General features: G+C 29.9%; 23 protein-coding genes. 8 read left to right on the top strand and 15 right to left on the bottom strand.

Going from position 1 to position 26,857, the window contains the following annotated elements; all coding sequences use genetic code 11:
* Window positions 1-60: 60 nt before the first annotated feature.
* The 4 genes from BLV71_RS04555 to BLV71_RS04540 all read right to left on the bottom strand — a co-directional run bounded on the left by BLV71_RS04555 (window position 61) and on the right by BLV71_RS04540 (window position 3,559).
* Entirely contained in the window at window positions 61-903 is an 843-nt protein-coding gene (locus BLV71_RS04555; protein ID WP_093869404.1) for a hypothetical protein, read from the bottom strand.
* Window positions 904-917: 14 nt separating this feature from the next.
* Window positions 918-1,766, bottom strand: coding sequence for a hypothetical protein (locus tag BLV71_RS04550; protein ID WP_093869403.1), 849 nt, complete (start codon window positions 1,764-1,766; stop codon window positions 918-920).
* A gap of 87 nt (window positions 1,767-1,853) precedes the next feature.
* A complete protein-coding gene (locus tag BLV71_RS04545; RefSeq protein ID WP_093869402.1) occupies window positions 1,854-2,894 on the bottom strand; it encodes a helix-turn-helix domain-containing protein in 1,041 nt (346 codons plus the stop codon).
* 101 nt (window positions 2,895-2,995) lie between these two features.
* Window positions 2,996-3,559 carry a YceI family protein gene (locus BLV71_RS04540; RefSeq protein WP_093869401.1) on the bottom strand — a complete coding sequence of 188 codons (564 nt, stop codon included), beginning with the start codon at window positions 3,557-3,559 and terminating at the stop codon, window positions 2,996-2,998.
* A 102-nt stretch (window positions 3,560-3,661) separates the two neighbouring features.
* On the opposite strand from BLV71_RS04540, the gene BLV71_RS04535 reads away from it, so the two are divergent.
* Window positions 3,662-4,501 carry an AraC family transcriptional regulator gene (locus BLV71_RS04535; protein ID WP_093869400.1) on the top strand — a complete coding sequence of 280 codons (840 nt, stop codon included), beginning with the start codon at window positions 3,662-3,664 and terminating at the stop codon, window positions 4,499-4,501.
* Window positions 4,502-4,558: 57 nt separating this feature from the next.
* Here BLV71_RS04535 and BLV71_RS04530 read toward each other — a convergent pair whose 3' ends face one another.
* From BLV71_RS04530 to hflX, 7 genes are all read right to left on the bottom strand, one after another.
* On the bottom strand, window positions 4,559-6,406 hold the full coding sequence (locus tag BLV71_RS04530; RefSeq protein WP_093869399.1) for a M1 family metallopeptidase: 1,848 nt from the start codon (window positions 6,404-6,406) through the stop codon (window positions 4,559-4,561).
* 71 nt (window positions 6,407-6,477) lie between these two features.
* Window positions 6,478-8,118 (bottom strand): S8 family peptidase, encoded by a 1,641-nt coding sequence (locus BLV71_RS04525; RefSeq protein ID WP_093869398.1) that lies wholly within the window; start codon window positions 8,116-8,118, stop codon window positions 6,478-6,480.
* Between the two features lie 10 nt (window positions 8,119-8,128).
* Complete coding sequence (locus tag BLV71_RS04520) at window positions 8,129-8,974, bottom strand: MBL fold metallo-hydrolase (protein ID WP_093869397.1); 846 nt, start codon at window positions 8,972-8,974, stop codon at window positions 8,129-8,131.
* Window positions 8,975-9,198: 224 nt separating this feature from the next.
* The gene (locus BLV71_RS04515; RefSeq protein ID WP_093869396.1) at window positions 9,199-11,991 is read right to left on the bottom strand and encodes a TonB-dependent receptor; all 2,793 of its coding nucleotides are present in this window, start codon (window positions 11,989-11,991) and stop codon (window positions 9,199-9,201) included.
* A 39-nt stretch (window positions 11,992-12,030) separates the two neighbouring features.
* Complete coding sequence (locus BLV71_RS04510) at window positions 12,031-12,774, bottom strand: energy transducer TonB (protein WP_093869395.1); 744 nt, start codon at window positions 12,772-12,774, stop codon at window positions 12,031-12,033.
* Between the two features lie 311 nt (window positions 12,775-13,085).
* Window positions 13,086-13,817 (bottom strand): energy transducer TonB, encoded by a 732-nt coding sequence (locus BLV71_RS04505; RefSeq protein WP_093869394.1) that lies wholly within the window; start codon window positions 13,815-13,817, stop codon window positions 13,086-13,088.
* A gap of 331 nt (window positions 13,818-14,148) precedes the next feature.
* Window positions 14,149-15,345, bottom strand: coding sequence for a GTPase HflX (hflX, locus tag BLV71_RS04500; protein WP_093869393.1), 1,197 nt, complete (start codon window positions 15,343-15,345; stop codon window positions 14,149-14,151).
* Between the two features lie 35 nt (window positions 15,346-15,380).
* Between hflX and BLV71_RS04495 the strand changes: the two genes are divergently transcribed.
* Entirely contained in the window at window positions 15,381-16,634 is a 1,254-nt protein-coding gene (locus BLV71_RS04495; protein WP_093869392.1) for a Y-family DNA polymerase, read from the top strand.
* A gap of 1 nt (window position 16,635) precedes the next feature.
* The gene (locus BLV71_RS04490) at window positions 16,636-17,070 is read left to right on the top strand and encodes a LexA family protein (RefSeq protein ID WP_093869391.1); all 435 of its coding nucleotides are present in this window, start codon (window positions 16,636-16,638) and stop codon (window positions 17,068-17,070) included.
* Window positions 17,071-17,117: 47 nt separating this feature from the next.
* On the opposite strand, the gene BLV71_RS04485 is transcribed toward BLV71_RS04490, so the two are convergent.
* Window positions 17,118-17,441 (bottom strand): hypothetical protein, encoded by a 324-nt coding sequence (locus tag BLV71_RS04485; protein ID WP_093869390.1) that lies wholly within the window; start codon window positions 17,439-17,441, stop codon window positions 17,118-17,120.
* Between the two features lie 337 nt (window positions 17,442-17,778).
* Here BLV71_RS04485 and BLV71_RS04480 point away from each other — a divergent pair, with 337 nt between their 5' ends.
* Window positions 17,779-18,747, top strand: a complete 969-nt coding sequence (locus BLV71_RS04480; RefSeq protein WP_093869389.1) for an endonuclease/exonuclease/phosphatase family protein — start codon at window positions 17,779-17,781, stop codon at window positions 18,745-18,747.
* A gap of 39 nt (window positions 18,748-18,786) precedes the next feature.
* Here BLV71_RS04480 and glmS read toward each other — a convergent pair whose 3' ends face one another.
* Genes glmS through BLV71_RS04465 form a run of 3 tightly spaced genes read right to left on the bottom strand, consistent with a single transcriptional unit; the run spans window position 18,787 to window position 23,168 of the window.
* Window positions 18,787-20,643: a glutamine--fructose-6-phosphate transaminase (isomerizing) gene (glmS, locus tag BLV71_RS04475; protein WP_093869388.1), complete on the bottom strand. Its 1,857-nt coding sequence runs from the start codon at window positions 20,641-20,643 to the stop codon at window positions 18,787-18,789.
* 9 nt (window positions 20,644-20,652) lie between these two features.
* Entirely contained in the window at window positions 20,653-22,347 is a 1,695-nt protein-coding gene (locus BLV71_RS04470) for a DUF4270 family protein (protein ID WP_093869387.1), read from the bottom strand.
* 2 nt (window positions 22,348-22,349) lie between these two features.
* A complete protein-coding gene (locus tag BLV71_RS04465) occupies window positions 22,350-23,168 on the bottom strand; it encodes a glycogen/starch synthase (protein ID WP_093869386.1) in 819 nt (272 codons plus the stop codon).
* Between the two features lie 96 nt (window positions 23,169-23,264).
* On the opposite strand from BLV71_RS04465, the gene panC reads away from it, so the two are divergent.
* The 4 genes from panC to radA are packed head-to-tail and all read left to right on the top strand — an operon-like array spanning window position 23,265 to window position 26,855.
* Complete coding sequence (gene panC / locus BLV71_RS04460) at window positions 23,265-24,110, top strand: pantoate--beta-alanine ligase (RefSeq protein WP_093869385.1); 846 nt, start codon at window positions 23,265-23,267, stop codon at window positions 24,108-24,110.
* Window positions 24,111-24,160: 50 nt separating this feature from the next.
* Complete coding sequence (gene panD, locus BLV71_RS04455) at window positions 24,161-24,511, top strand: aspartate 1-decarboxylase (protein WP_028888691.1); 351 nt, start codon at window positions 24,161-24,163, stop codon at window positions 24,509-24,511.
* 44 nt (window positions 24,512-24,555) lie between these two features.
* On the top strand, window positions 24,556-25,458 hold the full coding sequence (locus BLV71_RS04450) for a lysylphosphatidylglycerol synthase transmembrane domain-containing protein (protein WP_369813907.1): 903 nt from the start codon (window positions 24,556-24,558) through the stop codon (window positions 25,456-25,458).
* Between the two features lie 35 nt (window positions 25,459-25,493).
* A complete protein-coding gene (gene radA / locus BLV71_RS04445; protein ID WP_093869383.1) occupies window positions 25,494-26,855 on the top strand; it encodes a DNA repair protein RadA in 1,362 nt (453 codons plus the stop codon).
* Window positions 26,856-26,857 lie beyond the last annotated feature (2 nt).

The raw sequence follows: 26,857 nt of genomic DNA, 5'->3' as shown, positions 1-26,857 counted from the left end.
AAATTACGTAAAAATGTTGAGGTGATTTATATTTCATTAAAAACCTTAATTTAATGCACTTTACCTTTTATAAGTACCATCAGGCAGAACTGTTGGAAATTTGTAAACTGGATTTGTTAATAAGGTATAAATAGTATTGTCAGTAGTTTTTACTTTTTCTTTTGTGTTTAATTTCCATTCATGTTGAATAGCATTTAATCTGTTTTTTTGCGCTCCTAAAATTGATGTCATCGCCCAATAAATGTATTCAGTAGATTGACAATCGTAAGTACATGTAGTATCGTCATAGGTATACCAAGCATTCGTAGGATAATTATTTGGAATACTATTAAATTTGCCTCCTCTAGCTATATCCATAGCATTACTTAATGATGTTCCTGAGTTTTCTCCAAAAATTGTAGGATACGCTTTAGCATAGCCAGCATGAGTTATAATATGCCAAACCTCTTCGATTGCAGCATCAAACCTTCCTGTATATCCGTTGGTGTGCCATTCAGGAATTGTTTCGTCATTACCTAAATCTTGACCAAGCCTTCCATTTGGTTGGTTTGAAGGCATGTCATTTTGAGTTTTCCATAAAAAAAGAAACGCTTTATTTTCTTTCATTTTATCTACTACAAGTTTGTTGTCAATTATACCATCTTCATTATTATCTAAATATTGTGCCATTAAATTTGCTGCGTGTAATAGTTTTTTATCTTCAACTTTCGGAGCTGCATAAATATCGATGCCAAATACAACTACTTTTCTATTGAAACTAGCAAGTTCTGAATCATCATTTTTAATGATTTTAAAATTAGGGTCATTTCCTACCGAAATTTTGGAATTTAATGTTGAGTTTATGTTATTTCTTGAGCAAGCTATAACACTGATTAAAGCGAATATATATATGATTTTTCTCATTTTTTTAATTATTTTTATTTTACTCTATTACCTAATATGTGTTTATAAGATGCTGATAACTTCATGGGAACATTTTTTTTAACCATAAAATTTAATGCTTTTTTTTGGTGGGAATTTAATTTGTCACCATGACCTGCAAAGTTGATTGCCCAAATTTGATGGATATATTCATTTACTGCCGTTACTTTATCATAATTACCATTTTCAGCAGCATTTTGCTCTGAAATATCATATGTTTTTGCTAAAATATCATCATCCATATACTTTCTTAAAGTACCTCCTTCGGTAAATTTAAACTCGCTGTCTGTTCTACTAAAAGCTTCAGTAATTGTATGGAATGTTTCTTCCCAAAGAGCATTAAAAATTTCAGGTCGCCAAGTGGAAGAGTTTAGTTTGGCAAACTCCCAGCCTTTACCGTTATAGTTTTTAACATATGGCCAGTTGTCTGTCTGCATACTCATTCCGTATAACCCTTTCCCTTCAACTAGGTTTGCTGCTGATATTTTATCAACCATAGTTAAAGGACCAGATATGAAAACTAGTTTTTGAGCTAACCATTTGTTTAATTCCTTTTTATCATCATCAACTAAACCGTCATTATTTTGATCTAAGAAATTACTAAATAAACGAACGCTATGCTCAAAAATATCTTTACCAGTTGTTCCTGGTGTTGTTTCGTTTGATGTTGGTTTAACTGCACTAGCTACTATGAAAAAACCATTAATATTATGTACATAATCTGCATTAGCTTTTAAATATGATTCTAACGAAGTTGAATTGCTATTAACCTGATTGTTATCTGAGCAAGAGATAAAAAAGAATAGTAGTGAAAAAGTAATAATTTTATTAACTGTGATAATCATAACTTCTAATTTTATATGTTTTTTGGTTTAACTACAAAACTATCACCAAAAGTGTATTAGAAGTATTAGTATGAGTCCGAATAACTCTTATTCGGACATTTTTACATTGTTTTGGTATTGTTTTGGGGTTATTCCTTCTAGGTTTTTAAAAGCAGAATAAAAAGTTGATTTAGAGGAGAAACCAGCTTCTTCTGCTAAACCCAAAATTGAAAGTTGTTTAGCTTTAGGTGATAAAAGAAGCTTTTTAAATTCATTCACTCTAAATTGATTTATAAAATTGTAAAAGTTTTTATTTGTGTGGGTATTAATAAGTTTTGATAATTCTTTTTCTCTAATATCTAATTTTTCAGACAATGTTTTTAATGTGAGATTAGAAGTTAAAAAAAGCTTATCCATTTCAATTTTATCATAGATTATACTAAAAGATTCTTTTGAATATGTTTTTTCTAAAGAGGCTTTGTCATTAATAAATAGAGAGAACTTAAATAAATCAGATTGAGTAAAACCATTATAGCCTATCCAGTAAATCATAATAAAGGTTAAAATGGTTGATAAAAAAGCAAAGTATTGGGTAAGTTTTATACTTTTTAACTCGATAATATCTTCTGAAACCCAAAGAACATGAAAGGTGAAAAATATGTATACTATTGCTTTAAGCCATACAAATGTTTTATTTTCTATGTTAGAGTAAAAATCACCAATTCTATTTTGATTTTTCTTAAGAATTATTGTAATATTAATTAAGAGCAGAATATTAAATAAATATTCAAAATATTTTGTGACTATATTTTCTACAGGAACAAAGTTTAAAATAAACCCGGGTATGAATAATAAATAGCAATAAGCTTTAATCTTCTCATTTAAGGTTTGTATGGTATATAACAGTAAAAAAGGGATTGTAAATAATGATGATTGAATGTTATTGTAATTTTCAAGTTCATTAACTGATTGACTAAAAGAACCAAATATTTCAATAGTTAATGACCAGAGAAATAAACCTAAAAAAATATTGGCTTTTTTATTGTTTGATTTTGAAGTTATAAAAAGTAAACCAAGCATAAAAGCTGTAGATATTGAAAGAATATCTAAAATACTGTAGAATGAAAAGTCTATTGTTATTTGATTCATATGTATAAAAATACATTCAAATAATTAAAAAAGTCAAAAACTTATGCAAGTTTTTGACTTTAAAAAACATCACTCTTTAATAAAGAGGGATAAGGGAGTTTTTATTGCTGGTTCATTTCTATATTAATAGTAACAGTAACATCTTTACCAATTGGAGACATTCCTTTACCTAAATTAAACTCTTCTCTTTTAATAGTTGAGGTTAATTTTAATCCAGCTTTATTTTTTCCACTTCGTGCTTTAATAATACCATTTAATTTTCCTTTAAAAGTAATTTCTTTAGCAATTCCATTAATAGTAATGGTACCACTAGTTTCGAAGTTTCCATTATTTAAATCCTTAAAAGAACTACTATTAAATGTAATTGTAGGATTTTTTTTAACATTAAAAAAATCAGGAGATTTTAAATGGTTATCTCTACCTTCTTGATTTGTATTTATGCTGGCAGCGTTTATTGATACTTTAAAAACTGGTTTTTCAAATTTTTCATTTGTTTCAGCATCGATGTCAAAACTATTAAAATTACCAGTAACTTCAGAAATCATAAAATGAGATACTGAAAAAGTTATTGAAGAGTGTGCTTTGTCAACTTTCCATGTGTTTTGTGCGCTAACTACATTTATAGAAAATATTAGAATAAGTGTAATAAATATTTTTTTCATCATAATTACTATTAAATTTATACTTTTAGCAAAAGTAACTTGGTGCTAGTGGCACTGAGTTATGAAAAAAAGCGTTTTTCTTATTAATTTAACCCCCTTTTTTTAATGAAGCTAAACAATCAAATACCTCTTCATAATATTAAAGATGAGTTCACTATAAATATTGAACCTATTTCACATAAAAACACCTATGATTATAATGTTGTTCATAGGCATAATTATTATGAAATTATGTTTTTTGTTAAAGGAGGAGGCTACCAATTAATTGATTTTGATAAAGTTCCAATAGTAGATAATAGTTGTTATTTAATTAAACCAAGGCAAGTACATTTAGTAAAAAGAGAAGAGGATGCTGATGGTTTTTTAATTCAGTTTTTTAATACCTCTATTTTTTCAGAAGAAGTTAGTTCATTATTAACACTTCAATACCATTCAGATATTAAAGTGATCTTTGAAAACGATAAGTTATTAATAAATAAAGGTATTTCCTTTTTAAATCTTATAAGGAATATTACAAAAGAAGAAAGTGTTTTTCTGAAACAAAAATCTATTCACTTATTATCTACGTTACTTTATGAATTAGAAGAATGCACAATTAAAAAAGGAAAGTTTAAAAATACAAATGATCGTTCTTTAATTAAGTTTACTGAATTGGTAAATCTAAATTTGAATACCAAAACGGTTAATGAATATGCTGAGAAATTAAATATTACGTCTAAAAAATTAACTGATATTGTGAAAAATAAATATGGTATTACACCTTTAAAGTTTATTCATAATGCAGTTCTTTTAGAAATAAAAAGAGATTTAATGTTTAAAGACACTAACCTTAAAGAGATTTCTTATAATTATAATTTTGATAGTCCTTCAAATTTTAGCTTGTTTGTTAAAAAGAACACAGGGTTATCTCCAACTGATCTTCAAAAGGAATTATTAAAAGAATAAAAAAGACGAAGAAATTGAATATTCTTCGCCTTTTTTATTCTTTTTTAATTTCAAAAGTTATTTAGTTTGAAATACGTTGTTTTCTTGATTTATATCAGCCATTAACTTTGATGGATCAATTTCAACTGATTTAATATTTTTTGATGTAGAAAAACTGTAAGTTGGGTGAGCAAATGTCCAGTCTTCAAGAGTTTTTGCCGAAGTTGGTTTTTCACCTCTCATCATACGTAATGGAATATTGAATGATTCTTTAGTTCCATCTGTATAAGTAACGGTAACATCAATAGGCATCGGCATTTGTCCAATACGTTCTAAAGTAATTTCTTTACCGGTAACAGATTTAATTCCATAATCTATAGTGTGAGTAGTTTGTGTCCATTCATTCAAATACCAATCTAATTGAATTCCAGATACTTTTTCGGCAGTTCTTTTAATATCATTTGGTGTTGGATGTTTAAAAGAAAAATCAGTAAAATACTTTTTTAAAGTTTTAGCCACATTTTCTTCTCCAATAATGTATTGAAGTTGTGTTAAAAAGATATTTCCTTTAGAATAGCTTCCCATGCTATAAGCCATATTGGTATGGTATCTGTCAGCATGAGTTGATAAAGGTTCTTCTGCATTGTTGTTTACAACATAGTTATAATGCCTGTATGAACCTGATTGAGGATTTTCTCTTCCTTGTTCTAAAATTTCATTGGTAGCTTTGTTTGAAATGTGAGTTGTAAATCCTTCGTCCATCCATGGGTGCTTACTTTCATTGGTTGCTAGTAAAAATTGAAACCAAGTATGTGCTAATTCATGGGCTGTAACACCAAATAAACTACCCCATTTACGTTTACCAGTAATTAAAGTACACATAGCATATTCCATTCCGCCATCACCACCTTGAATTACTGAGTACTGTTTGTATGGATATGCTCCTATATGTTTGCTAAAGTAATTCATTAGTTCAGCAGTTTTAGGTTGTAATTTTTTCCAGTTTTCTTGATAAAAAGCGGATAAGTTTTTTTTGTATAAGAAATGTAAATCAATACCATTTTTCATAGTATACGTATCATGAATATACTCAGGGTCAGCAGCCCAAGTAAAATCGTGTACATTAGGAGCTTTAAATTTCCAAGTTAATTTTTTTCCTGAAGGAATGTTTAGTTCTTCTTTTTTGTTTTCGTAACCATGACCTACTTCTTGAGGGTTTTGAATATAACCAGTACCTCCAACAACATAATTTTTGTCAATATGAAGAGTTACATCAAAGTCACCCCATACACCATGGAATTCACGACCTAAATATGGAGGCGTATGCCATCCTTCAAAATCATATTCAGCCATTTTAGGATACCATTGTGCCATTGATAAAGCAACCCCTTCTTTGTTATCTCTTCCAGAACGACGAATTTGTTTAGGAACTTGAGCGTCAAAAACCATATCAAAAGTTACACTTTCTCCTGGTTGAATAGGTTGGTTTAAAGTAACCTCTAAAATAGTACCCACAGTTTCATGTTTTACTGCAGATCCATTTTGTTTTAATGTATTAACTTTAATATACCCAATTTCAGAAGGAGACAATTTGCTAATTCTGTCGTTAACTCTTTTATCTGGATCTTTAATATTTCTAGAACGAACATCCATTTGAGAATTTGGCTGGAATGCATTAAAGTATAAATGATAAAATACTTTGTTTAATACATCAGGAGAGTTATTGGTGTATACTAATTTTTGTATTCCTTTGTATTGATATGTTTTAACATTCATATCAATATCCATTGTGTAGTTTACACGTTGTTGCCAATATGTGCTACTGCTTGTTTTAGTTGTTTGAGGAGTTGAAATTGTTTGTTGTTTGTTGGTTGATGCGCAAGCTAACATCGATATTAATGAAACCCCTAAAAATAATTTTTTCATTCTATTTAATTATTTATAAAAAAAGAGCATTTTTTAAAATGCTCTTTTCAAATATACTTATTTTCTGGTAATTATTTTCTTCCATTTACCATTCTGTCTGCCATTCTTAAAGCATTATATGCATTAACTACACGACCTGATACAGATAAGCTTGAAAAAGGAACTAATTCTCCTTTTGGATTTGTTCTAGATTTTGAACCTGGTTTTGTAACCATTAAGTCAATTTTAGTACCTGAGTTCATTAAAATATGTTTTACCTGACTAGCAGATAATTTTGGATAGTATGAACGAACCAATGCAGCTACACCAGCAGCAGATGGTGCTGCCATTGAAGTTCCACTAAATTTTTGATATTCATTATCAGGTGTAGTAGAATGAACTTGAACACCAGGAGCAAAAACATCTACGTTTATTTTACCATAGTTAGAAAAGCTAGCAGGTAAGTTCTCATCATAATTAGCACTCATTGCACCTAATGTTAATACATTGTCAGATATTTCGTTTACTAAATCAGGAGCATCATTAGGGAATGTTTTTTCTATATCAATGTTTTTTCCATCATTACCAGCAGCGTTTACGATTAACACGTCTTTTTTGGCAGCATATTTTAAAGCATCATATACCCATTCTTTATTTGGAGAAAACGCTTTACCAAAACTAGTATTAATTACTTTAGCACCATTATCAACAGCATAACGAATACCTAAAGCAACATCTTTATCATACTCATCACCATCAGATACTGAACGTACTGCCATAATTTTAACATTATTAGCAACACCATTCATACCTTTACCATTGTTTCTAGTAGCTCCTATAATTCCAGACACATGTGAACCATGTGCTTCATCTTTTTTAGAATGACCTGTGTTTCCATCACCTGAACCTGGTTTGTCGTTAATGTCATATGCATTATCACCAACAACAGTTCTGTAGTCTGTTTTTAAATTATCACCGTTGATTGTTTTTTTAGCTTTGCTTACCATTGAAGATAATTCTTTAATACCTTTTGGTAATGAAGGAACAAATTGATACAAAAACTTTGCTGTAGCAATACTCTTCTTTAAGTCTTCATTGTTTGTGTTAATAGCTCCAACCTCTTCTGGAGTGTAGCTGTCTTTACCAAAGTATTTTGTAAGTTCCTTGTGTGCTTTTTCAGCTCCGCTTAACATTTGTCCATAACGACTTTCGTTTTGCTTAGCTTCATTTACTTTGTTTTCTTGATATGCTTTTACTTCTGCTAATGTTGCTGCATCTGCAACTGAAGGTTTCATTAAAATACGTTCGAACTCTAAATGCTCTTTGTATGATTTACCTAAAAAGTTCCATCCATTAATATCATCTACATATCCATTTTTGTCATCATCAATTCCGTTACCCGCAATTTCTTTTTTATTCACCCATGCTACATCTTTTAAATCTTCATGTTTTAAATCTGTACCACTGTCAACAACACCAACAATAACTTCAATACTTTTTTTTCCTTGTAAAAATGTATACGCTTTGTCAACACTCATTCCAGGAATACTATCAGTAGCTAAATCTAAGTGTTGCCAATTGTCTTTTTGGAAATCTGTTAATGGGGCTTTTTTAGCAGGAATATTAATAACAGTATTAGCTCCTGTTGGTACAGCCATTTTGCTTACCGATGAACAACCTACTAAGGTTGTAATTGCCATTGCCGAATAAAATACTGGCTTCAAAACTCTCATAATCTTTGTCTTAATTAAAAATGTCTATAAATTTATAAGTTTCTTTTAAACGAACTCCTTTTTCTGTATGTTGTACAGTACAAAGTTCATTATGAGCATCATGCTCTAAAAACAAATAAAAATCTTTATCTGCTGCTTCGTTTAAAAACACTTGTTTTTCTTTTATTGTAAGTAATGGTCTAGTATCATAACCCATTACATAAGGAAGTGGTATATGTCCAACTGTAGGAAGTAAATCAGCCATAAAAACAATGGTTTTTCCTTGATACATTATTTTAGGAAGCATTTGTTTTTCTGTATGTCCATCAACAAAAACAACATCAAATCCTACTTGATCTTTCGTGTTTCTATGAACAAAATTTAACTGTCCGTTTTTTTCAATTGGCAATATATTTTCTTTTAAGAAGGAAGCTTTTTCTCTTGGGTTGGGCTCAGTAGCCCATTGCCAATGACGATCATTACTCCAAACTTTAGCATTTTTAAAAGCAGGCATATATCCTGTTCTGTCTTTGTTCCATTGAATAACACCACCACAATGATCAAAATGTAAGTGCGTTAAAAAAACATCCGTAATATCATCTCTATGAAATCCATATTTAGCTAATGAAGAGTCTAAAGAGAAGTCTCCAAATAGATAATAGTAACCAAAAAATTTATCTGATTGTTTGTTTCCAAGTCCAGTGTCAATAAGTGTAAGTCTATCTCCATCTTCAATAAGCATACAACGCAAACTCATATCAATCATGTTTTTGCTGTCAGCAGGATTGGTTTTTTGCCAAATGGATTTAGGAACAACACCAAACATGGCTCCACCATCTAGTTTAAAATTTCCTGTTTCTATAGGATATATTCGCATAACTACAAAGATGCAGAATTTTAACTATATTTTTTGTTAATAAAAACAAAAAAAACTTAGTTGCATTTAATGTTTTGAATTAGAAAGAGAAGTAGTTGTAAATATGTTTTAATTTTGATTATTCTCTTTTTATGAATTCGTAAAATGAAAAAAGGTAGCAATTTAATATTGCTACCTTTAGTATATTTATATGTAACTTTTAAAAGTTGTTACAATATTGAGATTTAATTATTGATTGTCCAAGAAATGTAATATAATTTACCAATTCTCCCAGATCCTGGTGCAACTAAATATTCTTTTCCAAAGATATTAGTACCACCAATTTTAAATTTAGATTTTAACGAAGGAATTCTATAGTTTAATTGAGCGTCAAGAACAGTTCTAGCTTCTACATCTCCTTTAGCAAAAGGTGAAACCCATTTATGACTATCTAACCATCTACCGTTAATGTTAAATCCAAAGTTTTTGAAAAGTTTATCATTACCTAACTGAACTTTTACTGTATGTTTTGGAGTATTGAAATTAGGTTCAAATGAACCAAAATCAGCATCTTCGAAAGAGTAATCAATAAAGTTATAGTTTACTCCGAAGTCATAATTTCTAAAGAACTTAGTATGCATTCCTAATCCGAAACCGTATGATTTTACTTGTGATTTACTATTTGTAATTAAGTAAAACTCACGAACGTGTCCTTGGTTTAAAGCTAAATTAGCATCAGCATCTAATTGACCAGTTGCAATCACTGTTCCATAGTTTGGAACAACTACATCTTGAAAAAACACAAAATCATCATGTTGACTATAGAAACCATTAACATCAATATCTAAATTAGTGTTGTTGTTTAAACGTAGTATGCTTCTATATCCAAGTTCAAAAGTTTTAACAACTTCAGCTTGAATTTCTTTATAATCAGATTTAATTAAGCTTCCGTTCGCATTTATAAAGTTTGTGTCATAAACAGATCTTGTTAATAAAGCATTGTTTATAATATCACTACCAGTTGTTTCAGTAATAACAGTACCAAAACCAGGGAAGAAATTCTCATTTCTATATTGAATTCTTCTTAAGTTGTCAGAAGTAGAACCAACATTAGTTTTAACACCTGTGTTTAAAAATAAATATTGTTCTTGTATCGTAGGATTACGGAAACCAGTTTGAAATGATGCTCTTAAGATATGATCTTTATCTTGACCTAAAGAGTAATTTACTGCAAAACGAGGAGAAACATTTCCTTTAAAATTTTCTGATTTATCATAACGAAGAGAAGCAGTTAATTTTAACCTTTCATCCATTAATTTCTTTTGAACTTGGGTGTATACACCATATTCTTGAACGCTTATTGCTTCATCTTTATCATTAAAGATAGTACCTTTTGATTCTGGATTATATTCTCTAAATGATCCACCAACTTGAACATCAGCCCAATCGTTTAATAAACTTCTAAAGTTATAGTTACCTTCTAAATGTTGATAAGAACTTTTGTCATATATAGCACTACCACCTTCTTCAGTTATTAAAGTAGTTGTTATTTTATTAAAAGCACTATTAAAAGCAGTCGTGCCAGGCTGTAATCTGTTTCTGTCAGCATAATTTCTTGAAGCTTCAACAGTTTGATTATTAAGGTATCTTTGAATGAAATAATCATTGATATATGATCCAAATGGAGTAGATGCTTCAGTAAGGTATATACCTGTTCTAGTTAAATCATAACTATTTCCTGCATCATTTCTTGTGTAATATCCTCTTACATAAAAATTATCTCCTTTAACTTCTAATTTTGATTGTCCTATATAGTAATTACGTTGTGCAAATCTACTAGTTCCTTGGAAAAGATTGTCTCCCATACCTAGTCTAGTTGCTAACTGAATTTCTAATGATTCATCTTTAAAAGGTCTGTAGTGTAAAGAACCTGAAAATTTTAAATTTTTAGATTTATAGCTATTTAATAAATCTTTTTCAGCATACCCAGTTCTTCTAAGAAGAAGATCTGCTGGTATCGTTGGACTTCCAGGTCTAACAGATTGTAAAAATGCATTAAAATTAGATAAACCATAAAATAATTCATCACCATAAGTATTAACTCCATCATAGTTTGGAGTTGAGTTAAGTGATCCATCAATTAATTTGTTTGTATCTACTTCTCTATTTCTAGAGTCATTAGCATGCCATTCTTCAGCTTCAAAATATGAGAAGTTAACTTTTGCTGCAAACGCTTCGCTAAACTTGTAACCCATTCTTACTGCAACATCATAAAATGTATTGTTTCCTGCAGCTTCTTGACTCATCACCCCGCTTTTAAGAAGTATGTTGATACCTGTAAAATCAAAAGGGCTTTTAGTATTTAAAAGCATAATACCATTATATGCATTTGCTCCATATAAAGCAGAAGCCGCACCAGGTAAAATTTCAACGCTTTTTATATCTAATTCAGATACACCAGATAAGTTACCCGCACTAAAATTTAATGCAGGAGCAGCTGTATCCATTCCATCTACTAATTGAACAAAACGAGAGTTGCTAAAATCAGCAAAACCTCTTGTGTTAATAGATTTAAAACCGTAACTACCTTCTCTTGAGCTAATTCCTTTTAAGTTTGTTAAACCATCATAAAAAGAATTTGAAGTGTTCTTTCTTATATCATTAAGACCAAACCTCTCAATAGTTACTGGTGATTCTATAATTCTTTCCGGAACTCTAGAAGCAGAAATAACTACTTGATCTAATAATAAATTTTCTTTAAGAATTACGTTTACCTCTTGATCTAATGAAGTAATTTCTATTGTTTCAGTTCTGTAGCCAAAAGAAGAAACAATTATCGTTTGAGGTAATTTGTTACTAATAGTAATAGAAAACTCTCCATCTTCATTAGATAATGCATAGTTTTTACCATTTGTAATTTTAGCATTGTAAAACGGCTCTAAATACTCATCGTAAACGACTCCATTAATTTTTACTTGCGCATAGCTAACCATAACGCATAAAGTAAAAACAATCATTGCTAACTGTTTTTTAAACATTTTTTTTAATTTTAATTATAATATAAAAGTGATTGGGAATTATTCTTCTAAAGAAAAGTTAATAGGGAAGCCGTATTTAACAGATACCTTTTCTCCTTCTCTTCTTGCAGGTTTAAAACGTGAAAGTTTGGTTACAACTCTTTTAGCTTCTTCATTTAGGATTTCTCCATTTTTAGGCCCTAGAGTTTTTATATTTCTTACATATCCATTTTTGTCAATAATAAAACGAACCCAAACTTCACCTTGAATTTGATCTCTTACAGCCTCACTAGGATATCTAAAATACTTTTGAATATGTTTAATCATTTCTGTGTTAAAACAATTCATTCTATCTTCTTTTTTTGCACTATTACAAGTGTCAAAAGAAGGTATTTTATCAACAGCAGTAAATCTTGAAGCTTTCCTAACTTCTTCTTTAGATAACTTTTCTTTTAAGCTTTCGATATTGTTTTTTAAACTAACTGATTTAGTTTTTATTTTTTCATTTTGAATACTAGGAGTAGTTTCAATTTTACTAACACCAGCTGTGTTTAATGTTCCAAGACTAGAAGCTGCACGCTTTTTTATAGGTTCTCTTTTCTTTAGAAAACGTCTTCTTGCTGAAACTTTAACTGTAATTTGTCTAGTTTTTTTGTCTTTCGAATTTTTAGATGGCTTAATAGTACATTTTGTGATACTATTTAAATCTAATGATTCATCTTCTGGAGATGCGCAGACCTCTTGAGCTGTAGTACTAAAAACTGAAATCATTACTAATACTACGAGTAAAAGTGTTTTTTTCATAAAAGGGGAGTTCAAAAATTAATAACCTTAAAATTGTAATATACTTGTTAGTAGCTTGTTAGTTAGTTAGCTGTTTTTAGCGGGTGCAAATTTATGAAAAAAAATTAAATCAAGTTGTTTTTTTAACTTTATTTCGCTATTTGTATAAAGTCTAAATAGGTAAGGTGTTGTTTATGTTGGTTTTACAATAGGGTGTTATAGGTTTTATTATGAGTTTTTATTCTCTTGTTCACTAATTAAACAGAAAAGAGTCTAGTTTTTTTAATTAAAAAAACTAGACTCTTTTCTGTTTAATATTATATTCAATAACTTTAATCTAGTGAATTATCAAGGTTAAAGCTTATAGGAAATGTATATGTAACATTGATATCTTTATTATTTTGTTTACCAGGAATAAATTTAGGTAATAATGAAACTACTCTAATGGCTTCTTTTTCTAAAGAGTCGCTGTCTTTAGGTCCAGTAGTAATAATATTCTTTATTGTTCCTTTGTTTGTAATTACAAAGCTTATCCAAATATCACCAGTAATTTTTTTTCTAATTGCGTCTTCTGGGTACACAATGTTTTGAACTAAGTGTTTTTGCATTTCATGATTAAAACAATCAACAATACTTAAAGAACTGTCTGAACAAGATTGGAATTGTGGTATTTGATCAACAGTGTCAAAAGATATTTTTCTACGTGAATTTTCCTCTTCTATTGCATTGTTTATTTTAGCTATTCTGCTTTTTAAGTCGTTTATTTTTAATTGGTTGTTGCTGTTTTCTGCTTTGATGTTGATATTAGCAGCGTGTAATTGGTTGGCAGTATGAACTTCTTTATTTTCAAATAGACGTCTTTTATGTCTACTTCTATTAGATACAACAATAACTTTAGATGCTTTTTTTGAACCATCTATTTTGTTAGTGCCAGTAACTATGCACTTTGTTACATTAGAAATTTCATTAATGGATTCTACATCAGATTTTGAAGTACACACTTCTTGAGAAAATGCTACTTGAAAACCGAGTAGGGCTAGTAATAATAGGGTTAGTTTTCTCATACGTTTATAATTAAATCCTATAAATTTTGCTTACTAAAAAAATAGATTTAGTGTATAGTCACTAATTCTAAAAGGGGGTATTTTAGTTTGCTAATTATTAGTTAGGAAGTTTTTTAATAATTATATGTTTGTATTTGAAAAACTAAAAAATTACTTTTTTGATGTTCTTTTTTTTGTGAAGGTGTTAAATTTATGAGCGTTTTCATTTTTAGGGGGCTTAAAATGTTAATATTATATTAAAATAATAATTTAAAGATATAGAAAAATAATTAAAAAAACTAATTTCAGGTGTTTTATGTTAATAATATGATGTTGAGTTAAAAGAAAAAAACTACTCTAAGTATAAGAAATCGTTATACGGAAAGCGTTCAATATGAATCTTTTTAACTTCATTATATGTTTTCTCTTTAAATTCTTCTAAATTACTTTTATTGAGTGCTGAAATAAAAATACTTTCTTTCTGTAAATCATTCATCCAAGTTTTTTTCCAATCCTCAAGAGTATAATGCGCTTTAGTTTTTTCTGTAATTAAATCATCATCATCTATTGTTTCATGTGTATAAGCATCAATTTTATTAAAAACCATAACAGCAGGTTTGTCTGCGCTGTCAATTTCATCTAAAATTTGATTAACAGAAGAAATATGATCTTCAAAATTTGGATGTGATATATCAACAACATGTAATAATAAATCAGCTTCTCTAACTTCGTCAAGAGTAGATTTAAACGACTCTACTAATTGCGTAGGTAACTTTCTTATAAAACCAACGGTGTCAGTCATTAAAAAAGGAATGTTTTTTATTACTACTTTTCTAACAGTTGTATCAAGTGTTGCAAATAATTTATTTTCAGCAAAAACATCGCTTTTACTGATAACATTCATTAAAGTTGATTTTCCAACGTTGGTATAACCAACTAGAGCTACACGAACCATTTTACCTCTGTTTTTTCGTTGAACGGCCATTTGTTTATCAATGGTGGTCAATTTCTTTTTTAAAAGGGTAATTTTATCTCTAATTATACGACGATCTGTTTCTATTTCAGTTTCACCAGGACCGCGCATTCCAATACCACCTTTTTGTTTGTCAAGGTGAGTCCACATTTTTGTTAGCCTAGGCAAAAGGTATTGATATTGAGCTAGTTCTACTTGAGTTTTTGCGGAGCTGGTTTGTGCCCTGTTTGCAAAGATGTCTAAAATTAAATTTGTTCTATCCAATATTTTACAATCAAGAATCTTCTCTATATTTCTTAATTGTGCAGGAGAAAGTTCATCATCAAAAATAGCAGTACCAATATTATGAGTTTCTATGTATGCTTTTACATCATCTAATTTTCCAGTACCTAAAAATGTTTTAGGATTTGGTTTTTCTAGTTTTTGAACAAAACGTTTTACTGTAACACCACCAGCAGTAGATGTTAAAAATTCTAATTCATCTAAATATTCTTCAGATTGTTTATCATTTTGCTGTTGGGTTATAATACCAATTAAAACCGCTTTTTCAGATATGGCCTTACGTGTTTCTATCATAGAGTGCAAAAGTACGAATTTCTTATCTTTACACGATGTTTGCTTTAGTTGATTGTAATAATTTTTATGCTTCTTGTGAGCGGGTGTTTAATCCGAATTTACTTCATAAACCTGTGGTTGTGTTAAGTAACAATGACGGGTGCGTTATTTCACGCAGTGATGAGGCTAAAAAGTTTATTCCTATGGGAGCACCGGCTTTTAAATTTAAAAGGGAATTTAAAAGTTATAATGTTACTGTTTTGTCTTCAAATTATCCTTTGTATGGAGATATGAGTGAACGTGTAATGAATATTTTATCCAATTTTACGCCAGATATTGAGGTATATTCAATTGATGAAGCTTTTTTAGAGTTTAAAGGTTTTGATAAAGTTAATTTCAATGATTATGGGACAAAAATAAAACAACGAATTTCAATGTGGACAGGAATCCCTACCTGTGTTGGTATAGCTCCTACAAAAGCTTTGAGTAAAGTGGCTAATAAAATAGCAAGAAGTTTTCCTGAAGAAACGAATGGTGTTTATGTTATAGATTCTGAAGAGAAAAGGATGAAGGCTTTAAAATGGATGCCTATAGAAAAAGTTTGGGGAATAGGTTATCGTCTTCAAAAAAGGCTAAAAGAGAAAGGTTGTTTTAAGGCATTAGATTTTGCAGAATTAGATAGTGAATGGGTGCGAAAAAATTTTTCTATAACTGAGTGGAAGTTACAGCAAGATTTAAGAGGTAAATCTGTTTTGAAATTAGAGGATGTGTTAAATAAAAAGGCTATTGCTACTACAAGAAGTTTTGAATATACCTTTTCTGATTTGGCCAATATAAAAGAGCGTATTGCTACTTTTGCAATGTCTTGTTCTGAAAAATTACGAAAGCAAAATTCATGTTGTCATATGGTTATTGTATCTTTAAATAGTAATAAACATGAAAAAGAAAATGAAAGATATCGGGCTAGTAAGTCAATTGTTTTTTCGCATCCAACAAATTCATCTTTAATAATTAGCAAAGAGGCTGTTAACGCTGTTGAGACAATTTTTAAAAAAGGTGTAAATTATAAAAGAGCTGGCGTTATAGTTACAGGTCTAGTACCAGATGAAAATTTTCAATTAAACTTTTTTGAAATGGAGAACCCAAAACATAAACCTTTAATGAAGGTAATAGATACTGTAAATAGAAAGTTTAAATCAGATGCAATAAAATTAGCTAGTCAAGATTTAAAACGTACTTGGAAAATGCGTCAAGAACATTTGTCTCCAAAGTTTACAACGAATATTAATCAAATTATTAAAGTAAAATAATATGAAAGCATCTAAAGCATTAACTTTTTTTTCTATTAAAGACTTGAAAAATGAGGGTTCAGTGTACATAGATATAGGGATTTCTGCAGGATTTCCTTCGCCCGCTGATGATTTTAAAGAGACTCGTATTTCTTTAGATGAAGAATTAATTAAGAACAAAGAAGCAACTTTTTTTGCGAGAGTTAGTGGTCAATCTATGATAGGGGCAGGATTAGATGATAATGACTTATTGGTTATTGATAGAAGTATTGAACCAACAAATAACAAAATAGCAGTATGTTTTTTAGATGGTGAATTTACTGTTAAACGATTAAGAGTTGAGGGAGTCAATGTATGGCTACAACCAGAGAATCCTGACTATCCTGTTATTAAAATAACAAAGGAAAATAATTTTGTTATATGGGGTGTGGTAACTAGCGTTATAAAAAAAGTATAAAAAAACCTCGACTTTGCGAGGTTTTAATTATACACAACTTTCATTAATTAACTTCTAACGATCTTTAAAGGCATTTTATATATTTGTACTGATTTTTTTATGTTTTTATACACTCTTTTGTAATTTAGTTTACTTTTAATGTAAGCACAAACTTCTGGACTAGCACAATCTACGTCTAAAATAACTACTTCACCTTTTTTGTTTACTAAGAAATCTATAGTAGTTTTAACATCTTTCTCAATAGTAAAATCTACTTTTCCTAATAATTTTACAATGTTGGTTCTGATTTCTTCTTTTACTGGATTTTCATTAATTGCAAATGCTGAGACATTCATCAAAGCAACAAATACTAATAAAACAAATTTTCTCATCTTTCTTGGTTTTTATAAATAGAGGGTTAAATATTCTGTTTATTTTATGGTGTAAAAATACTGTGTATTAGTTGTTTATAGTTTGTTTTTTGTGTTATGTAAAAATGTTTTTTATGTTATTTAATACTCTTTATAGTGTTGCATAACAATTACTTAACATTGAGTTATGCTTGTTTTTTATTTACATTTATAGTTAATAATTAAATTGTTGTTGTATAGTTTTATTGATTTGATATTTTTTTAAAAAAAATTAATAAAAATTTTTCAATACTTTGTGTTATCACAATGTTTAATTGTAATATTTACTTTGTAAATTAGATGAAATTTTTTTGATTAAATGTCTAGAAATAAACGAAAAAACACTCTTACAGTTGCTTTTTATAATGTTGAAAATTTATTTGATACCATTGATAATCCATTAACAATGGATAATGACTTTACTCCAAAAGGAAAGAAGAAATGGAATAAAAATAGATATAGACATAAAATAAAAAAAATTAGCTCAATATTACCTCTTTTAGGTGCTCAAGAATCAAAGTATGCTCCAGCTATAATTGGTTTAGTAGAAGTTGAAAATGCTAAAGTGTTGAAAGATTTAATAAGGCATAAAAATCTTATAAATCATAATTATAGTTATATACATTACAATTCACCTGATGAAAGAGGTATTGATGTTGCAATGCTATATAAGAATGACTTATTTACTGTTTTATCATCAAAAACGCATCCATTACATTTAAGCGATACTGATGGAAATCATGATTACACCAGGGATTTACTAGTGGTTAAAGGAGTTTTAAACGGTGATTTAGTGCATGTTTTAGTTAATCATTGGCCGTCAAGGAGAGATGGAGAGGATAAAACTCAACATAAAAGAATTAAGGCAGCAAAGTTAGTTCATGAAGTTATAGAAGAAATAAAGAGTGAAGAAAAAGTTGAATCTAAGTTTATTATTATGGGAGATTTTAATGATGATCCATCAAGTGAGAGTGTTAAAAAACATCTTGTAACTAATGAATTTTACAACCCTATGTATACTATGCATAAAAAAAATAATGGAACTTCAACTTTTTATAACGAATGGCACTTATTTGATCAGATAATTATATCAAATAATTTTGATAATGATGAAAGTAGCTTAATTTTTTCGAAGGCTAAAATTTTCAAGAAACCTTGGATGAGAATTTATAAAGGTAAATTTAAAGGTAGTCCCTTTAGAACATATATTGGTCCATGGTATGAAGGTGGTTTTTCAGATCATTTTCCTGTGTATTTAACTTTCAATAAAAAAAGTCTCAGAAAATAGAATTCTGAGACTTTTAATTATTTTTTTAATGAAAGTGAACTACTCTACAGTAACCGACTTTGCTAAATTTCTAGGTTGATCTACATTCTTATCTAACATTACTGCTATGTGATAAGACAGTAATTGAAATGGAATAGTGGTTAGTAAAGGAGTAAATGCTTCTTCAGTATCTGGAATCTCGATAACATGATCAGCAATCTCTTTAACTGTTACATCACCTTCAGTGACAATAGCTACAATTTTACCGCTTCTAGATTTTATTTCTTGAATATTACTAACTACTTTTTCGTAGTGTCCTTTACTTGTTGCTATAACAAAAACAGGCATATTTTCATCAATTAAAGCAATAGGTCCATGTTTCATCTCAGCAGCAGGGTAACCTTCAGCATGAATGTAAGAAATCTCTTTTAACTTTAAAGCACCTTCTAAAGCAACAGGGAAATTAAACCCTCTACCTAGGTATAAACAGTTTTTAGCATCTTTATATACAGACGCAATTTCTTTGACAACAGGATCAATTTCTAAAAGTTTTTCAACTTGAGATGGGATTTGTTGTAGTGTTTGTAAGTAATTGTTAACAGCAGAAGTAGATAATGTTCCTTTTGCTTTTGCTAATTTTAATGAAATTAAAGAAAGCACAGTGATTTGAGTAGTGAATGCTTTTGTTGAAGCAACACCTATTTCTGGCCCTGCGTGTGTATACGCACCAGCATGAGTTTCTCTAGCAATTGATGAACCTACAACATTACATACACCAAAAACAAAAGCACCTTTTGCTTTTGCTAATTTTATAGCGGCTAAAGTGTCAGCAGTTTCTCCTGATTGTGAAATTGCAATAACCACATCTTTTGGAGTAATTATAGGGTTTCTGTATCTAAATTCTGAAGCATATTCAACTTCTACAGGTATTCTAGCCATATCTTCAAAAAGATATTCACCTACTAATCCAGCATGCCATGAAGTACCACAAGCTATAATAATAATTCTATCAGCGTTTAAGAACTTAGAAATATTATCATCAATACCAGCCATACGAATTACACCTTCATTCGCTAACATTCTACCTCTATAAGTATCTGTTATTGCTTTTGGTTGCTCGTAAATTTCTTTAAGCATGAAGTGGTCATAGCCACCTTTTTCTATTTGCTCTAAGTTTAATTGAAGTTCTTGTATATCGGTATCAACTTCTTTATCGTTGTCAATTTTACGAACTTTAATACCTTTATCTTTTTTGATAATAGCTAATTCACCATCTTCTAGGTAAATAGCGTTTTTGGTGTATTCAATAAATGGAGAAGCATCAGAAGCAACAAAAAACTCTTCATTATCTTTCCCAACACCAATCGCTATTGGGCTTCCTAGTCTTGCAACAATTAATTCGGTTGGTTTTGTTTTATCGAAAACAGCAATAGCATAAGCTCCAATAACACTTGTTAATGCTACTTGAACCGCTTTTCCTAATTTACAACCTTCATTTTTTTTAACTTCTTCAATTAAGTTAACTAAAACTTCAGTATCAGTATCGCTTTGAAAGCTATATCCACGAGAGATTAATTCTTTTTTTATAGTATCATAGTTTTCAATAATACCATTATGAACGATAACTAAATTTCCAGATTGAGAAAAATGAGGGTGAGAATTTGTATTATTAGGAACTCCGTGAGTTGCCCAACGAGTGTGTCCAATTCCTATTTTTCCTTCTTTTTTAGAGTCATCATTATTGGTAATTACTTCTAAGTCTGAAACTTTACCTTTGGTTTTTGATAAATGCATTTTCTCTCCATCATACATCATAATTCCAGCACTATCATACCCTCTGTATTCTAGTCTTTTTAAACCATTAATTACTATCGGATAAGCATCTCTATAGCCTATGTAACCTGTTATACCACACATATCAATTCTTTATTTTTTTTCTGAATATGAAATTTTTAAAACTGCTCTTTTTGTTCCGTTAGCAGCTTCGTTTTCATCTAAAATGGTAACCCCTCTAGGGTTCCAATTGTAAGACTCAACATTAAGATCTATCGCTCTATTTTTAAGAGAAGCATCAGTGGGGTTGTTGTAAACTTTTAAAACAAGAGGTGCGAAATCAGTAGAAGTTTTGTCAAATAAACTAGCTACATAATCGGTAATTCTAAAAGTGTATCTTTCTGGTTTGTCATCAGATAAAATTAAGTTACCACCATAGGTGTTAGACTCTTTATATGTATCTGAAATTTGTGTTGGAGTTATGCCTCCACTTCCATTGTCTTTATTAAGATAAAGGTGTAGTTTTTGAGGTAAAATATTTTTATCAGTATTAACAGTTTGGTTTATATAAAAAGATAAAACAGCATCGTTAACTAATAAGCCATATTGATCATTAGCAAGGTCTTTAATGTTTGATAATTCTTTTAAATCTAAATAACCATCACCATTATTGTCTTTTGCTTCATGTTTCAAAATTGTATTGTTAGGGTCATTAAGTTTTAATTTACCTAAATTAACGCCTAAAACTTTAACATTAGCCATAGAACCAGTAGTTCCTTGAATAACAAAATTATTAGAAGGAATGCTATTAGTTGCAGCAGACATTTTGTATTTAGAATTACGAACACCAGCTAAAGGAAAAGAAAATTTGGTTGGAACAGTGTCTTTGTATACAGAATTTGTTATTCCTTCTTTCTTTTCAAAACGAGTAATTGTGTAATAAAACTCTAAACTTGCTGACTCACTAGTTCCTAATAAACTTAATGGAACCATTGACCCGTTACTACCTTCTACTTTTGCATAGATGCCTCTAAAGTATTCGTTTAAAGCTTGTGATGAAGAAAATTCACTATCGTTAAATTTGTCCCAAAAAAGTTCTTTCATTCTGTTCATTTTTAAAGGAACTGTTATGAAAGGAGCTTTGTTACTTAATTTTATAGTGTCTTTAAATGTAACACCAGTACTAGTAGATCGTGTAAATACATACATAGTATCTCTAGTATTTGGTTTAAAACTAAAATTAGGGTCTTCATTTAGGACTTCATCTTCTATATAGGTATGATTAGATAAAAAAGAATTGTTTTTTGACGGGTTTGTTGGATCAAATGTATTTAAAAATGTACCGTTTTTGATAATTTTTAAGCTTGTAGCTATAGTTGGATCTCCAAGAACAGAATCTAAATGAAATTTAGGCTTTCCGTCACTTTCTTTCCCTTTACTTGTAGCCCTATATGGTAACTTTAATATTACTTTGTCTAAAATAAAAACTGAATCTATATCACCATCTTTTGCTACGGGATTAGTATCTAGTGTTTTAAGGTCGGTTACAAAACCTAACTGACTAATGAATGATGATTCTACAGTTTTATAATCTTTACTATTATAAACTCCTAGCCAATACTCAGAAACAGCTGTATTAATGTTGTCTGCTCTAATAGCAGATGGATTACCATTTGAATCAACTTCTAAATCTACTGGAGTAATTTCTAGCTCCAGGTCAATTTGATTTGTATTAAATTTTGTGTTTTTAACAATACCAGTACCAATATCATTAAGATCTTTTTCGCACGAGATAATAGAAGCTAAACAAAGTAAGCTTACACCTAAAATACCAATTTTTCTAACCATTCTTATTCGCTTAATTCTAAAACGTTTTCTTTATAAAATTCTAAATATGCTTCTGTTAAATTTTCTTCAGATTGAAATTCTAAAACTTTTGTATCATTGTTTCCAATAAAGTCTTCAATTTCATTAGGTAATGTTTCACTACCTTTTACTATTGCATCTGAATTTTCAATAGCACTTTTTAGTATGTTAATATGGTTAGGTGTTTCAAATACGGTTGTTTTGTCTTTATTAATTTTGTCAAAACAAACTTTTTTTGCAAGTTCGTTATTTAGTTCACCTTTAAAACCATTATTATAAAGCGAAGTTACAATCTTACTTTCAGTAAATAATGGTTCTTCTTTATAAAATTCTCTTAAATATAATGGTAGTAAGGAAGCCATCCATCCATGAACATGAATAATGTCTGGTGCCCAATTTAATTTTTTTACAGTTTCAATAACGCCTTTGGCGAAAAAGATCATACGCTCATCATTATCATTGAATAATTGATCATCTTCATCAGAGTAAACGGCTTTACGCTTGAAGTATTCATCATTATCAATAAAGTAAACTTGCATTCGTTCTTTAGGAATAGAAGCCACTTTTATAATTAATGGCATATCCATGTCGTTAATGATTAAGTTCATACCAGATAAACGAATAACTTCATGTAATTGATGTCTTCGTTCATTGATTACCCCAAAACGAGGCATAAAAATACGTGTTTGAACCCCCTTAGAATGTGCTTGTTTTGCAACGTTAAATGCAGTTGACGATAATTCTGTTTCTGGTAAATATGGTATCACCTCAGATGAAACATATAATATTCTCTTATCCTTCATTAAATCGAACTCTTTGTATGAGGATGCAAAAATACGAATTTTTATGCTAAAATGATGTTAAATTGCTAATTTTGCATGCATTTCAATGAATAGGCAATGAATATATTTAACACAAAATTAGAATTAAAAGCGTTTTTAGCTGAACAAAAAGAAAGGGCTAAGTCAATTGGATTTGTGCCTACAATGGGTGCTTTACACCAAGGGCATTTATCACTTGTTAAAAGAGCGAAAGAAAAAAACGACATAGCTGTGGTAAGTATTTTTGTAAATCCAACTCAGTTTGATAGCAATGAAGATTTAAAAAAATACCCACAAACATTAGAGAACGACAAGGAATTACTTGAGAGTGTAGCCTGTGATGTTTTATTTGTGCCTTCAGTGGAAGAGATTTATGATAACAATATAAGCTCTGAGAAATTCAATTTTGACGGTTTGGAACATGAAATGGAAGGTAAATTTCGAGAAGGTCATTTTGACGGTGTGGGAACCATAGTAAAAGCTCTTCTTGAAATAGTAATGCCAAATACAGCTTATTTTGGAAAAAAAGATTTTCAACAACTACAAATAGTTAAAAAACTTGCAGAAAAATATGATCTTCCTGTAAAGATAAAAGGAAGACCTATTTATAGAGAAGATGATGGTTTAGCCATGAGCTCTAGAAACGCAAGGTTAACTAAAGAACATCGAGAAATAGCTCCCTTTATATACAAGACTTTAAAGAAAGCAAAGAAGAAATTTGGAGCAAAAGATATTGAAGAGTTAACAAAGTGGGTGAAAAAGCAATTTAAAAAAGAGCCTTTATTAGAGTTAGAATATTTCACTATTGCTGACGAAAATACGTTGCAAACTCCGAAAAATATCGAAGCGAAAAAGAAATACAGAGCGTTTATAGCTGTTTTTGCTGGAGATATTCGTTTGATTGATAATGTTGGATTAAAATAAATTCATTAGAAAACAAATCGTTAATCATTAAAAACAACTATTTTTGTAGTATGTTAGTACAAGTAGTAAAATCTAAAATCCACCGTGTAAAAGTTACAGGTGCTGATTTAAATTATATAGGAAGCATAACCATTGATGAAGATTTAATGGATGCTGCAGGTATTATAGAAGGAGAACGTGTTCAGATTGTTAATAATAATAATGGTGAACGTTTGGAAACTTATGCAATACCAGGGCCAAGAAAAAGTGGAGAGATTACTCTAAATGGTGCAGCTGCAAGAAAAGTTGCTAAAGGAGATGTGTTAATTTTAATTGTGTATGGTTTTTTAGAGTTAGAAGAAGCTAAAAAATTCAAACCGCAATTAGTTTTTCCAAATGAAGAAACTAATTTACTTAATTAGAAGTGGGTTTAAAAAAGATATTAAAAGTTATAATACCTCTCGTTTTGGGAGGTTTTTTAGTTTGGTATTCATTATCTAAAGTGTCTATAGATACTTTATTTGAGTATTTTAAAAGTGCAAATTATTGGTGGATTGCTTTAGGGTTGTTTTTTGGAATATTAAGCCATTTATCTAGAGCGTATAGGTGGAAGTTTTTACTAGAGCCAATGGGTTATAAACCTGATTTTGGTAATAGTACCATGGCGGTTTTGGTTGCTTATTTAGTGAATTACGCAGTGCCAAGAGCAGGCGAGGTTTCTAGGGCTGCAGTGATGGCGAACTATGAAAAAATACCATTTGAGAAAGGTTTTGGAACTATTGTGGCTGAGAGAATAGCTGATCTAATAATGATGTTATTAATTATTTGCATTACTTTGTTTGTTCAGTTTGATTTTATTTATGAATTACTCACAAAGAATTTTTCACCAGTAAAAATTGTAATACTACTTAGTGTTTTAATAATAGGTTTTCTAATTTTTTCACAGTTTGTTAAAAAAGCAAATTCAGGAATTGGTTTAAAAATCAAGAATTTTGTTACTGGTTTGGTTGAAGGAGCTACTAGTATTTTTAAAATGAAAAATAAGTGGGCATTTATTTTTCATACTGTTTTTATTTGGGCAATGTATGTGGCTATGTTTTGGGCTACGATTCCTGCAATAGAAAGTTTAAATGTTCCGTTTGGAGCTATACTGATTGGTTTTATAGCAGGAGGATTTAGTATTGCTGCTACCAATGGAGGTGTAGGTTTATATCCTATAGCTGTAGCAGGTGCTTTTGCTTTATTTGGTATTCCTGAAGAGCCAGCAAATGCTTTTGGTTGGATTATGTGGACTGCTCAAACTGCTATGATTATTGTTTTTGGTGGATTGGCATTTTTACTATTGCCGATTTATAATAAAAACAAATAGTTTTCTTTTCTTTGTAGGTAAATCTTACAACTAGAATGGCCAAAACCAAAACTACTTTTTTCTGTCAAAATTGTGGAACCCAACATGCTCAATGGGTGGGGCAATGTAATACTTGTAAACAATGGAATACAATTGTAGAAGAAGTACTGCAAAAAGAAGAGAAAAGAAGTTGGAAGACAACTGATAACACTCAAAGAAGGGTGTCAAAGCCATTACGAGTTGAAGAAATACAGTTGAATCCTGAAGAGCGCTTTGGTACTAAAAATAAAGAGCTAGATACAGTTTTAGGTGGTGGATTGGTAAAAGGTGCAGTTGTGTTATTAGGAGGTGAACCAGGAATTGGTAAATCTACTTTGTTATTACAAATTGCGTTACAAATCCCACAGAAAGTTTTGTATGTATCTGGTGAAGAAAGTCAATCGCAAATAAAAATGCGAGCAGAACGATTAGATATGAAAAACTCTAACTGTTTAATTCTTACAGAAACCAAAACTCAACAGATTTTTAAAAATATCGAAGAAGTACAACCCGATGTTTTGGTAATAGATTCTATTCAAACATTACATACAAATTCTATTGAAGCTTCTCCAGGAAGTATTTCACAAATACGAGAAACATCAGCAGAGTTAATTAAATTTGCTAAAGAAACTGCTACTCCAGTTTTATTGATTGGTCATATAAATAAAGAAGGGCATATTGCTGGGCCAAAGATTCTTGAACATATGGTAGATGTGGTATTGCAATTTGAAGGTGATAGGAATCATACTTATAGGATTTTACGTTCGCAAAAAAACCGTTTCGGGTCTACAGCTGAATTAGGAATTTATGAAATGTTATCTACTGGGTTGAGAGAAGTTTCAAATCCTTCAGAAATATTAATTTCAAAAAAAGATGCTGATTTAAGTGGAACAGCAATAGCTTCTACATTAGAAGGTGTTCGTCCACTTATGATAGAAATTCAAGCATTGGTGAGTACGGCTGTTTATGGAACGCCACAACGTTCTACAACAGGATATAATTTAAAGCGCTTAAATATGATTTTGGCAGTATTAGAAAAACGAGCTGGCTTTAAATTGGGAGCTAAAGATGTGTTTTTAAATATAACTGGTGGAATTCAAGTAGATGATCCGGCAATTGATTTGGCAGTAGTTGCGGCAATTTTATCATCAAATCAAGATTTAGCTATTAATCCGAATGTTTGTTTTGCGGCTGAAGTTGGTTTGGCTGGAGAAATTAGACCAGTATCTAAAATTGATCAACGTATTATAGAGGCAGAAAAATTAGGATATAAAACTTTTGTTGCTTCAAAATATAATAAAATCACTTTAAAAAACCATAATATTAAGCTTGTTTTAGTAGGGAAGATTGAAGAGGCTTTTGCAACATTGTTTGCTTAGTT

Source organism: Tenacibaculum sp. MAR_2010_89, assembly GCF_900105985.1.
Lineage (GTDB): Bacteria > Bacteroidota > Bacteroidia > Flavobacteriales > Flavobacteriaceae > Polaribacter > Polaribacter halocynthiae.
Note: the sequence above shows the minus strand (reverse complement) of the source record. Positions and strands in the feature narration are given on the sequence as shown.

Bases quoted from the DNA above. Each gene is read 5' to 3' on its own strand.
- BLV71_RS04555 (WP_093869404.1), bottom strand. From the start codon at position 903: ATGAGAAAAATCATATATATATTCGCTTTAATCAGTGTTATAGCTTGC.
- BLV71_RS04550 (WP_093869403.1), bottom strand. From the start codon at position 1,766: ATGATTATCACAGTTAATAAAATTATTACTTTTTCACTACTATTCTTT.
- BLV71_RS04545 (WP_093869402.1), bottom strand. From the start codon at position 2,894: ATGAATCAAATAACAATAGACTTTTCATTCTACAGTATTTTAGATATT.
- BLV71_RS04540 (WP_093869401.1), bottom strand. From the start codon at position 3,559: ATGATGAAAAAAATATTTATTACACTTATTCTAATATTTTCTATAAAT.
- BLV71_RS04535 (WP_093869400.1), top strand. From the start codon at position 3,662: ATGAAGCTAAACAATCAAATACCTCTTCATAATATTAAAGATGAGTTC.
- BLV71_RS04530 (WP_093869399.1), bottom strand. From the start codon at position 6,406: ATGAAAAAATTATTTTTAGGGGTTTCATTAATATCGATGTTAGCTTGC.
- BLV71_RS04525 (WP_093869398.1), bottom strand. From the start codon at position 8,118: ATGAGAGTTTTGAAGCCAGTATTTTATTCGGCAATGGCAATTACAACC.
- BLV71_RS04520 (WP_093869397.1), bottom strand. From the start codon at position 8,974: ATGCGAATATATCCTATAGAAACAGGAAATTTTAAACTAGATGGTGGA.
- BLV71_RS04515 (WP_093869396.1), bottom strand. From the start codon at position 11,991: ATGTTTAAAAAACAGTTAGCAATGATTGTTTTTACTTTATGCGTTATG.
- BLV71_RS04510 (WP_093869395.1), bottom strand. From the start codon at position 12,774: ATGAAAAAAACACTTTTACTCGTAGTATTAGTAATGATTTCAGTTTTT.
- BLV71_RS04505 (WP_093869394.1), bottom strand. From the start codon at position 13,817: ATGAGAAAACTAACCCTATTATTACTAGCCCTACTCGGTTTTCAAGTA.
- hflX (WP_093869393.1), bottom strand. From the start codon at position 15,345: ATGATAGAAACACGTAAGGCCATATCTGAAAAAGCGGTTTTAATTGGT.
- BLV71_RS04495 (WP_093869392.1), top strand. From the start codon at position 15,381: ATGTTTGCTTTAGTTGATTGTAATAATTTTTATGCTTCTTGTGAGCGG.
- BLV71_RS04490 (WP_093869391.1), top strand. From the start codon at position 16,636: ATGAAAGCATCTAAAGCATTAACTTTTTTTTCTATTAAAGACTTGAAA.
- BLV71_RS04485 (WP_093869390.1), bottom strand. From the start codon at position 17,441: ATGAGAAAATTTGTTTTATTAGTATTTGTTGCTTTGATGAATGTCTCA.
- BLV71_RS04480 (WP_093869389.1), top strand. From the start codon at position 17,779: ATGTCTAGAAATAAACGAAAAAACACTCTTACAGTTGCTTTTTATAAT.
- glmS (WP_093869388.1), bottom strand. From the start codon at position 20,643: ATGTGTGGTATAACAGGTTACATAGGCTATAGAGATGCTTATCCGATA.
- BLV71_RS04470 (WP_093869387.1), bottom strand. From the start codon at position 22,347: ATGGTTAGAAAAATTGGTATTTTAGGTGTAAGCTTACTTTGTTTAGCT.
- BLV71_RS04465 (WP_093869386.1), bottom strand. From the start codon at position 23,168: ATGAAGGATAAGAGAATATTATATGTTTCATCTGAGGTGATACCATAT.
- panC (WP_093869385.1), top strand. From the start codon at position 23,265: ATGAATATATTTAACACAAAATTAGAATTAAAAGCGTTTTTAGCTGAA.
- panD (WP_028888691.1), top strand. From the start codon at position 24,161: ATGTTAGTACAAGTAGTAAAATCTAAAATCCACCGTGTAAAAGTTACA.
- radA (WP_093869383.1), top strand. From the start codon at position 25,494: ATGGCCAAAACCAAAACTACTTTTTTCTGTCAAAATTGTGGAACCCAA.